Here is a 13,182-nt window from a genome sequence, read left to right as displayed (position 1 = left end):
AGTCATGCGTCACTGGCCGAGGGCGGCGGCGACCACCGCGCGTGCCTCGTCCTGCACCTGCCGCAGGTGCTCTTCGCCGCGCAGCGACTCGGCGTACAGCTTGTAGACGTCTTCGGTGCCCGACGGACGCGCGGCGAACCAAGCGTCGGCGGTCTGCACTTTCAGCCCTCCGATCGCAGCGCCGTTGCCGGGCGCGTGCGAGAGCTTCGCGGTGATCGGCTCACCGGCCAGCGTGGTTGCCGTCACATCGTCGGGCGACAGGCGGGCAAGGGCCGCCTTCTGCTCCGTGGTGGCTGCGGCATCCACCCGCTGATACGCCGAGGCGCCGAACTGCGCCTCCAATTCCGCATAGCGCTGCGACGGGGTCTTGCCGGTGACCGCCAGGATCTCCGATGCCAGCAGGCACAGCAGGATGCCGTCCTTGTCGGTGGTCCACACCGAGCCGTCACGGCGAAGGAACGACGCACCCGCCGACTCTTCGCCGCCGAACGCGACCGAGCCGTCGAGCAGCCCCGGCACGAACCATTTGAATCCGACCGGAACCTCCAGCAGCGTGCGGTCGATGGATGCCGCGACCCGGTCGATGATCATCGATGAGACGAGCGTCTTGCCCACGGCGGCATCTGCGGGCCAGTTCGGGCGGTGGGTGAAGAGGTAGTCGATCGCCACGGCCAGGTAATGGTTCGGGTTCATCAGGCCCGCATCGGGCGTGACGATGCCGTGCCGGTCGGCGTCGGCGTCGTTGCCGGTGAGCAGGTCGAACTCGCTGCGGCGGGCGACCAGGGCTGCCATCGCCGACGGCGACGACGGGTCCATGCGGATCTTCTCGTCCCAGTCCAGCGTCATGAATCGCCAGGTCGGGTCGACCTCGGGGTTGACGACGGTGAGGTCCAGCTCGTACATCTCGCCGATCAGCGCCCAGTAGTCCACCGATGCGCCGCCCAGCGGGTCGGCGCCGATGCGGACGCCTGCGCGCCGGATCGCCTCGACGTCGATGATGTTCTGCAGATCGGCGACGTAGTTCTGCCGGAAGTCGTAGTGGCCCAGCGCGTCGCCGTCGATGTCGGCGAAGCGGATGCGCTTGACCTCTTCGAGGCCGCCGGTGATCAGTTCGTTCGCCCGGTCGGCGATCCAGCCGGTGGCGTCGGTGTCGGCGGGGCCGCCGTTCGGCGGGTTGTACTTGAAGCCGCCGTCGGCAGGCGGGTTGTGGCTGGGGGTGACCACGATGCCGTCCGCCCGGCCCGGGTCTGCGGCATCCCGTCCCCGGTTGTAGGTGAGGATCGCGTGGCTGAGCGCGGGGGTCGGCGTCCACGAGTTGCGCGAGTCCGATCGCACGTCGACGCCGTTCGCCACGAGCACCTCGACGGCGGTGCGCTCGGCGGGCCGCGAGAGCCCGTGCGTGTCGCGCCCCAGGAACAGGGGGCCGGCGATGCCCTGACGGTTGCGGTAATCGACGATGGCCTGGGTCGTGGCCAGGATGTGGTCTTCGTTGAAGCTGTGCGTCAGCGAAGATCCGCGGTGGCCGCTGGTGCCGAACGCCACCCGCTGCGAGGGGACCGAGGCATCCGGCCGAAGATCGTAATAGGCGTTGATGACCTCATCGATGTCGATGAGGTCGGACTCTTGGGCGGGCTGTCCTGCACGACTCATGCCCCCAGTCTGCCTTCTTCGCGCCGCGGGTGACACTGTGAATCGACTTTCGATGACACGGTGGCCGACGCCGATAGGCTGTCACGGTGAACTCCGACGCCGAGACATCCGCTCGCAGAACCTACAGCTATCTGGGACCGGCCGGAACGTTCACCGAGGCAGCGCTCGCACAGGTGCCCGAAGCGCGCGGTCAGAACTGGCACACGGTGAACAACGTGCCCGAGGCGCTCGCCGACGTCGTCGACGGCCGGTCGGATGCCGCCATGATCGCGATCGAGAACTCGGTCGACGGCGGCGTGTCCACGACGCAGGACGCGTTGGCGACCATTCCCGGGCTGCGGATCATCGGCGAATACCTCGTGCCGGTGCAGTTCGTGCTGGTCGCTCGCCCCGGCACGTCGTTGGCCGACGTGCACACGATCGCCGCCCACCCCGTCGCCTACGCGCAGTGCCTTGACTGGCTCGGCGCCCACGTCCCCTCGCACGCGCACCTGCCGGCATCCAGCAATGTGGCGGCGGCCGTGGAGATGCTGGACGGGACGACGCAGGTGGATGCCGCGATCGCGCCGCCCGGCATCGTCGAGCACCATCATCTCGAGCTGTTGGGTGAGAACATCGGCGACAATCCGAACGCGGTCACCCGGTTCGTGCTCGTGGGGCGCACCGTGGCACCGCCGGCGCCCACCGGGGCCGACAAGACCTCGCTCATCGTCGAACTGCCGGTCGATCGGCCCGGCGCGCTGCTGGACATGCTCGAGCAGTTCGCCACGCGCGGCATCAACCTGTCGCTGCTGGCCTCGCGTCCGATCGGCGATGCGCTGGGCCGGTACCGGTTCGTGGTCGATGCCGACGGACACGTCCTGGACGAGCGCATGGCCGACGCGCTGCTGGGGCTGCGTCGGTTCAGCCCGAAGGTCGTGTTCCTCGGGTCGTATCCGCGCGCGGATCGGGCCATCGTGCACTACCCCGACCGCTACGCCGACGAGGTGTTCGTCGAGGCACGCGATTGGCTGCGCGCCCTCATCTCGGGCGAACCCGAGGCCTGAGGCCTCAGGCCTCAGGCCAGTTCGGCCGTCAGCAGCTCGAGCGTCTGCGTGCGGCCGGGTGCGGCATCCATCGGCTCGCTCTCATACGAGCCGGCGATGGGCGAGAGCATGACCTCGTCGACCTCCCACTTCGCGGCGAAGGCGCGCAGCTGCTCGGCGACCTCGGCGCCGGTGCCCACGAACCACTTCGCGCGCATCGCGTCGATGATCGTCTGCGCGAGGCCGTCCATCGGCGTCGCCTGGGCCTGTTCGACCGACTCGAGCGGTTGCATCGGCTGGTTGGTGCGCAGCCGTGCCATGCTGCGCAGCTGTGGCAGTGCGCGGGCCTCGGCCTCTTCGTGCGTAGGAGCCGCGATCGCGTTCACCGTCAGGAACGTCTGTGGCTCGGGGTGCGCCTCGGACGGCTGGTACTGACTGCGATACAGACCCAGTGCGCGCTCGAGTCCCTCGCCGGCGAAGTGGTTGGCGAACACGTACGGCAGGCCGAATGACGCCGCGAGCTGCGCCGAATAGTCGCTGGATCCCAGCAGCCAGACTTTCGGGGACCCGGTCGCCGCGGGTGTCGCGTGCACGTCGTAGGTGTGCCCGTTCGAGAACTGCAGCGCGGCGCCCTCGGGACTGGCCAGACGTGCGATGTCGCGCACGTGCTCGGGGAAGCGCTCGACGTCGCTGGTGGTGCCCGACATGCGCAGCAGCTGCGTGATGACCGGATCGCTGCCCGGGGCCCGGCCGATGCCCAGATCGATGCGTCCCGGTGCCAGCGCCTCGAGTGCGGCGAACTGCTCGGCGACGATGAGCGGTGAGTGGTTGGGCAGCATGACCCCGCCCGACCCCACCCGAATGGTGTGCGTGCGCGCGGCGGCGGCCGCGGTCAGCACGGGCGGAGTGGTGGAGGCGACGGCCGGCATGTTGTGGTGCTCGGCGAACCAGTAGCGGCGCAGTCCGAGTTCTTCGGCGCGGGAGACCAGGGCGAGGGATGCCGCGACCGCCTGTGCACTGGTCTGCCCGGTGCGCACCGGCACGAGGTCGAGGACGGACAGGGCAGGGCTGGGCAGAGTACTCATCTCTGGTGGCAACCCCTGCGAGGCCTGCTCCATTCCCGGGTCAGTGCGTCACCGTCACCGGCACCGACAGCAGCAGCTGGCCGGGCAGCACCCGAGCGGTGATGCGCACGGCGCGGCCGAACTCGTCGCCGTCGATCTGCACGGGCTGGGGGATGTCGACGGCCGCGTCGATGGAGGTGCCGCGCAGATAGTGCACCGATGAGTCGTGGCGGCGCTCAACGGCGTGCCGGTCGGTGCGGGCACGCCGCATGACGCTGTTGTCCCACCACACTTTGCGCCAGACGCCGAGCCAGCCGAACCAGCCCGTCGGCTGGATGATGGCGACATCCAACATGCCGTCGACCACCGAGGCGCCGGGCACCAGCGCGATGCCGGCCGGCAGGTCGCCGCAGTTCGCGAACATCATGCTGTGGATCTTCGTGGTGTGCAGCCGGCGCTCGATCAGCTGGTACACGACGCGGAACGACCTCGCCTTCGGCAGCGATCGGGCGGCGCCGTCGATGTAGGCCACCCATCCCATCGTCTTCTTCAGGTTCGTGCGGGTGTTGGCGATCATCGCGGCGTCCAGACCGACGCCGCCCAGCACCACGAACGCATGCTCGTCGGTCGTGCCGTCCTCACGGGTCAGCTGCATCATGCCGATGTCGATCGCACAGCGCTCGCCGGTGAACGCGGCCGCGATCGCCGCATCGGGGTCGGTCAGGGGCAGTGCGAGGTTGCGCGCGAGCAGGTTGCCGGTGCCGCTGGGCACGATCGTCAGGGGCGTGCGGCTGCCGATCAGCGCCTCCGACACCGCTCGGACGGTGCCGTCGCCACCGGCCACGAGCACGGCGTCGACCCCTTCGTGCAGGGCGCGGGCCGTGACATCCTGCCCCAGATCTTCCGGCGTGGTCTCGTAGTACAGCGGCGCTTGCCAGCCCGCGGCGCGTGCGGCCTTCGCGACGTGGCTGCGCAGTCGTGCGGGATCCGCCTTGACGGGGTTGTAGATCAGCGCGCAGCGGCGCGTGCGCTGCTGACCGTCCGGCATGGCCCCACGATACCGGCCGCGCGGGCGGCTCAGCCCCGCTGGCTAGACTTGTCTGATGATCGATCCCGTACTCCTCCGCGAGAATCCCGACCTTGTCAGGCGCTCACAGGTCAAGCGGGGCGAATCGTCGCAGGCGGTGGATGCCGCGCTCGCGGCAGATGCGGACCGCCGTGCGGCGATCACCGCGTACGAGCAGCTGCGCGCCGAGCAGAACGCGCACGGCAAGCTGGTGGCATCCGCGCCCAAGGAGGACAAGCCGGCGCTGGTGGCGGCGGCCAAAGACCTGAGCACCCGCGTCAAAGAGGCCCAGCAGGCAGTGACGGCCGCCGAGCAGCACGCGCACCAGGTGCTGCAGCAGATCGAGAACATCGTGATCGATGATGTGCCCGCCGGCGGTGAAGAGAACTTCACGACCCTGCGCACGCACGGCGAGATCCCCACATTCGACTTCACTCCGCTGGACCACCTCGAGATCGGCGAGAAGCTCGACGCGATCGACATGGAACGCGGCACGAAGGTCTCGGGCAGCCGCTTCTACTTCCTCAAGGGCGTCGGCGCGCGCCTGGAGTACGCACTCATGTCGCTGGCGCTGAACCGTGCCGTCGAGGCCGGGTTCGTCCCGATGATCCCGCCCACGCTCGTGCGGCCCGAGGTCATGGAGGGCACGGGATTTCTCGGCCAGCACTCCGACGAGGTGTACCTGCTCGAGAAGCAGGACCTGTACCTGGTCGGCACGAGCGAGGTGCCGCTGGCCGGCTATCACATGGGCGAGATCCTCGATCTGTCCGCCGGGGCCAAGCGCTACGCCGGCTGGTCGACGTGCTATCGCAGCGAGGCCGGTTCGTACGGCAAGGACACCCGGGGCATCATCCGGGTGCACCAGTTCAACAAGCTCGAGATGTTCGTCTACACGACGCCCGACGACGCCGAGGCCGAGCACCTGCGGCTGGTCGCGATGCAGGAGCGCATGCTGCAGGATCTGGGCCTGTCGTACCGGGTGATCGACGTGGCCGCGGGCGACCTCGGCTCCTCGGCGGCGCGCAAGTACGACATCGAGGCGTGGGTGCCCACCCAGGACGCCTACCGCGAGCTCACCTCGACCTCGAACTGCACGACGTTCCAGGCGCGGCGGCTCGACATCCGCTACCGTCCCGACGGCGGCAAGACGCAGCCGGTGGCGACATTGAACGGCACGCTGGCCACGACCCGCTGGATCGTCGCCATCCTCGAGACGCACCAGCAAGCCGACGGCTCCGTCGTGGTGCCCGAGGTGCTGCGCCCGTTCCTGGGCGGCCTCGCGGTGCTGGAGCCCGTGGCGTGACCAGCCTCTCCGACAGCCTTCCCGAAGCCGGTGACGTCGACGATGTCGCTGTGCGGGCATCGACCCGCATGCTCATCGCGCTCGATGTCGACGGCACGGTGATCCTCGAGGACGAATCCCTGAGCCCTGGAATCGTGGATGCCGTGGCCCACGCGCGACGTGCAGGTCACGAGGTGCTGCTGGCCACAGGGCGCAGCTGGGAGGGCACCCGCGGCATCCTCGCGGCCCTGGATCTGTCGCCCGAATACGTCGTGTGCTCCAACGGCGCCGTGGTGATGCGCCGCACGGACGAGGGGTTGGCCGCCTACGAGCGGTTCCACACCGAGACGTTCGATCCCGCGCAGGTGCTGGGCATGCTGCGCGAGAACGTTCCCGACGCGCACTACATGGTCGAGCGCGCCGACGGGCATCGCCTGTACACCGGCACGATGGATGACTGGAACCTCGCCGACGCGCAGCAGGTGGCCTTCGACGAGCTCGGCGTGCAGCCTGTCTCGCGTGTGGTCGTCGTCTCGCCGGGGCACACCGAGCAGGACTTCATCGAGCTGGTGCACCGGATCGGGCTGAACCAGGTCTCGTATGCGATCGGCTGGACCGCGTGGCTGGACATCGCGCCGATGGGCGTCGACAAGGCCAGCGGTCTCGAACGCGTGCGGGAGTGGCTGGGCATCGAGCGGGACCGCCTGCTGGTGATCGGCGATGGACGCAACGACCTCGGCATGTTCCGGTGGGCGCTCGAGTACGGCGGCCGGGCCGTGGCGATGGCGCAGGGGCCGCAAGAAGTGCGGGATGCCGCGGGCGAGACGACGCTGTCGGTGGCCGACGGCGGCGCTGCGGCGGTGCTCGGCGCGCTGTGAGCCTCGGCGGCGTCCAGAACATCCGTTCAGGTCGCCCACAGCCGCCGCTCGCATGACCCATAGCGCCCCTCCAGTCAGTGGGCGCATGCTCACGATGTTGGAGCGGCCGGGTCACCGGCGGTCGACTAGACTCGATCCGTTCCGGTGGCCTGCCCGCCGGGGAGGGTTGTCCGAGCGGCCGAAGGATCTGGTCTTGAAAACCAGTGGGCAGCAATGTCCCGTGGGTTCGAATCCCACACCCTCCGCAATCTGATGGTGTGCCGATCGAACCCGTCGCCCCGGACGTCCCGGCGGCGTGGTCGACGAGAGGTCACGCGTGCGCACCGATCCCCTCACCCGGGTGCAGCGCCCCGTCGGTCAGCATGCGCAGAACCCGTCGCCGCGACCGCTGCGGCAGGTGCTGAAGCTGGTCGCTGTCGTGGTGGCCGTCGTGGTGGTCTCGGCATCCGGCGTCGCCGCCTACGCGGCGTTCGAGCTCGGGTCGACATTCTCGGCGCATGCGGTCGACCTCGAGGGACAGGGCTCCGCCCCGCCCGACGTCGGAGCGATCGCGGGCGGCGTCAACCTGTTCCTGGCGGGGACCGATGTGTGTGAGGCCTCGTTCGCGCCGTTGTTCGGCGGCCGGTGCAAGGGGCAGGATGCCGTCGGCGAGCGCAACGACGTCAACCTGCTCGTGCACATCTCGGCGAGCCCGCGACGCGTGACGGTGATCTCGATTCCCCGTGACCTCGTGATCCCCACGCCGAGTTGCCGGCGCCCCGACGGATCCACGGCGCCGGCGACGGCGGCATCCATGCTCAACTCCACCTACGGTTACGGCGGACTCTCGTGCGTCGTGAAGACGGTGTCGCACCTGACCGGGCTGACGATCCCGTATGCGGCGAGGATCACGTGGGGAGGGGTGATCCAGCTCACCGACGTGATCGGCGGAGTGACCGTGTGCGTGGCCAACGGCATCGACGACCCGTACACGCACCTGCACCTGTCGCCGGGTGACCACACGATCTCGGGGATGACCGCGCTGCAGTTCCTGCGCACCCGGCATGGGGTGGGCGACGGGGGAGACCTCGGTCGCATCTCGAACCAGCAGCAGTACCTGTCGCGCCTGGCGCGCAAGCTGATGAGTCAGGGCACGCTGTCGAACCCGGCGGTTCTGCTGCAGCTGGCAACCGCCGCCGTGCAGAACATCACTCCGAGCAAGAGCCTGACCGACCCGCTCACGCTCGTGCAGATCGCGCTGGCGGTCAAGAGCGTGCCGTTCGATCAGATCGTGTTCGTGCAGTACCCGACGATGGACGACCCTGCCGACCCGAACCGGGTCGTGCCCAACGAGCCGGCCGCGCAGGCGCTGTGGGTGGCACTGGCCGCGAACAAGCGGCTCGTGCTCACCGGCGGCGCGAGCCAGGGCAACGGCGTGATCGTCGAGAAGCCGAAAGCGTCGCCGGGTCCGTCTTCGTCCGTCTCGTCGTCGGGCTCGCCGCACCCGTCGCCGTCACGATCGACATCGAGTTCAGGGGTGAAGCTGCCGTCCTCGATCGCCGGCCAGACGGCGGCCGAGCAGACCTGCTCGAACGGCAACGGCTGACCCGGGTGGCGTTCGGTGCGGGATGCCTCGGCCCGGGCTCTCGGCTCGTTTCGCGGCATCCGGACTCGGCCTCGGCGCGGTTCGTGGCGGGTGCGCGGACCGGTTATCATGGACAGACGCGTTCGCGCCTTCGGGTATCGAATGCGGGGAGACGTCGCATAGTCAGGCCTAGTGCACCACCCTGCTAAGGTGGAGTCCTCGCAAGGGGACCGAGGGTTCAAATCCCTCCGTCTCCGCCACACTTCTTCTGCGAGATTCCGCGTGTTTTCAGGGGTCTCGAAGGCCCTCCAGCACTCGAATCGGGTCGTTCTGGAAGAATTCTGGAAGACCCGCGCTTCGCGAGACCGACGAATGTCGTCGTCTCAGTCGGGTCGCTACTCGATCCCCGGGCGAGCGTCGGGTGCCTTCGCCCCGAACGCGCTCGGGAAGGACGAGTTCAGCGCAGCGTCGTTGAGGCGCTTCGAGAGCGTGTCGAGATCGTTCTCGAACAGATCCGAGTACACGTCGAGCGTCATCGCCGCGGAGCTGTGGCCCAGCATCCCGATTGGTGCAGAATGACAACCTGGTTACGTGGTCAAGGGTCGACGACAAGCAAAGCGAGAGACTGCTCGTGCCCGAGATGAAGTCGCCCGCGAGGCGGCGGAACTTGAAAGCCGCGAGGCACCTGAACGCGCTGCAGCGGATACTCGCCTAACTCGGAAATGGGGGAGCGGCTCCGTCGCGCTCGATCGCCTCAGCGCACTCTCCCGAGAACTGGAGAAGCTCCACCGCGAGCAGACCCGACTCCTGCGCGAACGCGATGAACTGGTCGAGTGGCTACGTCACAACGGGCACAACTGGACGACGCTCAGCGCACGCACGAACCTGAGCCGACAGGCTCTCATGAAACGGACAACCGCCCACTGGGCCGAACGTTTGACGCGCCTTCATCGCGCAGGCTAACGTGCCGGGTTCTCGGGCATCGGCGCGACGGGAAGCTTTCGGTCGGTGCGCACATCGTCGCGACGCGCCAGGTCCGGCCGTGCCTCGCTCAAGAGGACCGTGGACCGCGCGATCAGCGACGATTCAGCGGGCCGCCAATGCTGCGCTACTCAGCAGGTCGAGAGTATCGAGCGCTAGTAGCGAGCAAGCGAGCTCTTGTCTTCGCTCGTGGGCAGTGACCCGCCGAGAGAGGTTCTCATTGCGTAGTCAGGGTCACTTGCGTGACTACATAGCGCTCCTCGGGACGCGTCAGCGCAAACAGCCCGCGAATGTGCATCGCTGCGGTGGCGGGGTCGGCGACGCGCGCTAGAAGCCGGAAGTGACTACGAACTGCTCCCTCGAGTGCTGCGAACGTGCTGCCATCGTTCTCGTAGGCGCTGCGTACGCCGTCCAAGACGAATGGCAGCTTGCCTGCATCGAGCCAGGGTTTCGCAAGAACGCCTGTGATCGTGGCTGCGATCAGGCCGTCGCGCATGGCCGCGTCCACCGGTGTACTCAGCACCCACGTTGCGAAACAGTAGCTGAGACGACCCAGGAGCAGCGGGTTATCCGCTGCGCGGTCAAGCGCAAGTTCGAAACATGCAAGGCGGTCCTGAACGGATAGGTAATCGCCGAACTGAAGTGACGCTGCGAGCGCGTCGTCGCGCCACTGCGCGAGGTCTGCGGCGCTGACAAAATCTTGGACAGAGATGGGTTGGCCGACGAAGGCGTTCGCGACGAGAATGGCCCGCACAAGGTCTGCAACCTCCGGAACAAGTCCTCCCTGCCTGGAGAGGCGGATGATGAGATCCGACGTGCTGAACGACCGAACGTTGAGTTGACGTGCGAGGTCACGGAGTACTCGGTCGTCGGACCATAGAATCGCGCCGCTTGCTCGTGCGTAGTCAACGGCAGCTAACCACGTCGGGCGCTCCCCGCCAAACTCGGGGAGCGAGTAGTGCTCGGATGTCTCGGCACTGTCGTCCACCACGGGCAACAGGCGGAGACTTGCAAACGTCGCCCGAGCTTGTGTACGGAGTCGAACAAGCTCATCGTCGGGGGTGATTCGGATCATCGGTCCCTCGGACTCCGATGGCGCGACCGTCATCCCGGACTCACGTTCGAGCGACAGTGACGCCTCGCGAGCGTCGTTGACGAGGGACGTGTGTGTGACGACGTTCGGTACAGCGCCAAGCAGTTCAGCCTGCGTCGGCGCACCAAGCAACGCGAAGGTGAACGCAACCGTGGTGTCGAGGACAACGGTCGTGCCCGACATCGACTCGAGAAGGGCCGCCGCAGACGCTTCGCGAAGCGCGCGGTCGTCGAAGAATCGGGCGGGCGTTGGTCGGCGGAGAATCACCTCAAGGTAAGTGCGCGAGTGAATCGACGCGGCGAATCCCATGGGTGCTCGGCCCTCGACAACAAGCGCATCGAGCTCGGAGGTGTCGGGCGAATTGCCGAGCGCCTCGCGCAATGACGCCAGCGGATCTGACGGATCGAACTCCACCGAGTACATGAGCGAGCTGGTTGGAAATGTGCGTGTGAAGTCAGCCATCGCTTCTCGTACGTGCAGGGTGCCTTCGGAGGGCGCTTCGTCGCTCTCGTCGTCGGACGATTCTCGTTCGTGCGGGGCCATCAGCACGCATAGCAGGACCCGTCCGCGCACTTGCTCTTCTTCTCGCCACGGGTCCGAAGCAGAGACAAGCGATGGCGCGTCTATCGCTCTATCCCCAAATACCCTGTGAAGTTGAGCAAGCAACACAATCTCGTCACCGCTCCGAGGGGTAGGTCGCGGTTCGCTTGCTCGGTAGACGTCAAGTGCAGACTCGAGATCCGCCGCTTGAAATAGGACCCGGATGTGCGCCCACCGGTAGTCGTCCGATGACGGATCGAGCTCGACAAGCCCCGCCGTCGCCGTGCGGGCATCCGGCCAGCGGCCGAGCGCAGAATTCGCTTCAGCAAGGATTATCAGGGCACGTCGTTTTTCATCGAGGCTAGAGACATTGCTCTCCAGGACCTGACGCGCGGCACTCACTGCACCATCGTGTTGAGAGTCGGCTGCATAAGCTTTTGCTGCGCGAAGCCACATGCTTGGCTCGCCCCACTGACGAGCACTGCGGATCATTACGTCCGCCGCGAGGTTGTGCTCACCCGATCGAGTGTGAAATTCGTAGAGAGCGGTAGCCAACGAGCGTCTGGTGAGCGCTCGCGTCCGGATTAGTGCGATCGTCGGGGCATCACCGTCTCTAAACAGGCGAGCAATCAGCCTCAATTCTTCGGAAGCGTCTGCCCCCGGTTCGAGTGAGACCAGATCACTCGTATCTACCTCCACTCCCATGAAGGCCAACTGTGTGGCCAACTCGAGGCGCTCTAACGGATCAGTTTCAAGGTCAAACGCCTCCACCCACCTATTAGCCGCAGTGGACTCATCGCCAGCCCTCGCCGCGGCATAGCCGGCGGCCGCGATCCGAGCCGCGGACACTACTTCATCGGGGTGGCCGAGGCTATACGTGTCTGGAAGATCGACGCCGATGCGTGCGGCGATTCGAATGGCCTCGCCTACCAAGACCGCGCTGGCAGACTCCGCCGGAGTCGCATCCCCCAATGGCTCCGACAGGCAGGTTCGGAGGGCACCGTCCAAGTCATCAAGAAGATGCTTCCCATGACAGATTGCTAGGACCGCCGGAACTGCATCGATTCCCCATCGACGCCGGTCGTCTCTAATACGAGTGGCCAAACTCACCGCGGTTCGAACATCACCAGCGCGTTCGACGGAGTCACGTCGAGTACCGGACAGCGCAAACAATGCGTCGATGGCTATCAAGCCCGCGCCCGTCGCGCTCCGTTCCTGATATGCCTCGGTTGCCAGCTGTACTGCTGTAGCAAAATCGCCCTGCACCAAAGCGTGCTGGGCAAGAATCGCTGCTCTTTGAGCCAGCTCGGGGGTCTCCGTCGGATGCCAGCTGAGCACTTGATCCCTGGCACCCTCGCGGTCTCCGGCTGCCTCAAGCTCGATGGCACGGATGAGCGGGTGGTTTTCGGTCGGATCGAACCAGGTGGCTGCCTCTGCAGCGGTCAAATCGAGTTGCTGAAAGAGCCGCACCCGCCACATAGCTCGGGGAGATATCCCCCGGTCGAGAGCCTCGCCAAAGAAATACGCGGCCACCGAGCGATCGCTTCTTGCCTCGGTTGCTAGTAGTCCCAACCACCCGAACACACTTGCTGGTGCCGACTCTGACCATGTTGGCGGCGCGGTCGACCAGTCGGCCAAAACGCTAGCTCTTCGCTCAGGGTCTGCAAGCTGGCGGGCGAGTCTGTCGATCGGCCGCCAGCCGCGACGGATCTCCACCGCCTCCTGACGCCTCCAGGGATGAAACCGCTCCATTGCCGAATCGAAGCCAAGAGTGGCGTCCAGTTGTGAGCCGAGGTCGCCAATGTCGCTCTGGACATCTCGAATCTCGTCGCGAGCCGCACCGACTTCTCGGCTCACGTGCAGCTGGGCAGATTCGCGATCCGGGAGCGCGGCAACATACTCCACGGCGACAATCTCTAGAAGCGACTCGGCGACTTCCTCCGACGCCCCGCGGGGTAGCGCAAAGCGAAGCCGAGCAAGTGAGTGAGGATATCCGCCACCGTCGGATCGTGAGAGTTCTTCCAACACACTTCGATCCC

9 protein-coding genes and 2 tRNA genes are annotated in these 13,182 nt (G+C 66.9%); 6 read left to right on the top strand and 5 right to left on the bottom strand.

Features of this window, described 5'->3' with window-relative positions:
- Positions 1-9: 9 nt before the first annotated feature.
- The gene (gene pgm, locus QU603_RS13415) at positions 10-1,650 is read right to left on the bottom strand and encodes a phosphoglucomutase (alpha-D-glucose-1,6-bisphosphate-dependent) (RefSeq protein ID WP_308491878.1); all 1,641 of its coding nucleotides are present in this window, start codon (positions 1,648-1,650) and stop codon (positions 10-12) included.
- 86 nt (positions 1,651-1,736) lie between these two features.
- Here pgm and pheA point away from each other — a divergent pair, with 86 nt between their 5' ends.
- Positions 1,737-2,696, top strand: coding sequence for a prephenate dehydratase (gene pheA / locus QU603_RS13410; protein ID WP_308491877.1), 960 nt, complete (start codon positions 1,737-1,739; stop codon positions 2,694-2,696).
- An 11-nt stretch (positions 2,697-2,707) separates the two neighbouring features.
- Here pheA and QU603_RS13405 read toward each other — a convergent pair whose 3' ends face one another.
- Both QU603_RS13405 and QU603_RS13400 read right to left on the bottom strand, forming a co-directional pair.
- The gene (locus QU603_RS13405; protein ID WP_308491876.1) at positions 2,708-3,760 is read right to left on the bottom strand and encodes an LLM class flavin-dependent oxidoreductase; all 1,053 of its coding nucleotides are present in this window, start codon (positions 3,758-3,760) and stop codon (positions 2,708-2,710) included.
- A 40-nt stretch (positions 3,761-3,800) separates the two neighbouring features.
- Positions 3,801-4,787 (bottom strand): diacylglycerol/lipid kinase family protein, encoded by a 987-nt coding sequence (locus tag QU603_RS13400; RefSeq protein ID WP_308491875.1) that lies wholly within the window; start codon positions 4,785-4,787, stop codon positions 3,801-3,803.
- A gap of 55 nt (positions 4,788-4,842) precedes the next feature.
- On the opposite strand from QU603_RS13400, the gene serS reads away from it, so the two are divergent.
- From serS to QU603_RS13375, 5 genes are all read left to right on the top strand, one after another.
- The gene (gene serS / locus QU603_RS13395; protein ID WP_308491874.1) at positions 4,843-6,108 is read left to right on the top strand and encodes a serine--tRNA ligase; all 1,266 of its coding nucleotides are present in this window, start codon (positions 4,843-4,845) and stop codon (positions 6,106-6,108) included.
- The gene (locus QU603_RS13390; protein ID WP_370655307.1) at positions 6,105-6,965 is read left to right on the top strand and encodes an HAD family hydrolase; all 861 of its coding nucleotides are present in this window, start codon (positions 6,105-6,107) and stop codon (positions 6,963-6,965) included. Before serS ends, QU603_RS13390 begins: the two co-directional genes overlap by 4 nt.
- A 160-nt stretch (positions 6,966-7,125) precedes the next feature.
- A tRNA-Ser gene (locus tag QU603_RS13385) sits at positions 7,126-7,210 on the top strand.
- Between the two features lie 71 nt (positions 7,211-7,281).
- Complete coding sequence (locus tag QU603_RS13380) at positions 7,282-8,550, top strand: LCP family protein (protein WP_308491873.1); 1,269 nt, start codon at positions 7,282-7,284, stop codon at positions 8,548-8,550.
- A gap of 147 nt (positions 8,551-8,697) precedes the next feature.
- Positions 8,698-8,789: transfer RNA gene (locus QU603_RS13375), tRNA-Ser, on the top strand.
- 135 nt (positions 8,790-8,924) lie between these two features.
- Here QU603_RS13375 and QU603_RS13370 read toward each other — a convergent pair.
- Both QU603_RS13370 and QU603_RS13365 read right to left on the bottom strand, forming a co-directional pair.
- The gene (locus QU603_RS13370) at positions 8,925-9,065 is read right to left on the bottom strand and encodes a hypothetical protein (protein WP_308491872.1); all 141 of its coding nucleotides are present in this window, start codon (positions 9,063-9,065) and stop codon (positions 8,925-8,927) included.
- Between the two features lie 662 nt (positions 9,066-9,727).
- Positions 9,728-13,048 carry a PIN domain-containing protein gene (locus tag QU603_RS13365; protein ID WP_308491871.1) on the bottom strand — a complete coding sequence of 1,107 codons (3,321 nt, stop codon included), beginning with the start codon at positions 13,046-13,048 and terminating at the stop codon, positions 9,728-9,730.
- Positions 13,049-13,182 lie beyond the last annotated feature (134 nt).

The organism is Microbacterium terrisoli, assembly GCF_030866805.1.
GTDB classification, from domain to species: domain Bacteria; phylum Actinomycetota; class Actinomycetes; order Actinomycetales; family Microbacteriaceae; genus Microbacterium; species Microbacterium terrisoli.
Note: the sequence above shows the minus strand (reverse complement) of the source record. Positions and strands in the feature narration are given on the sequence as shown.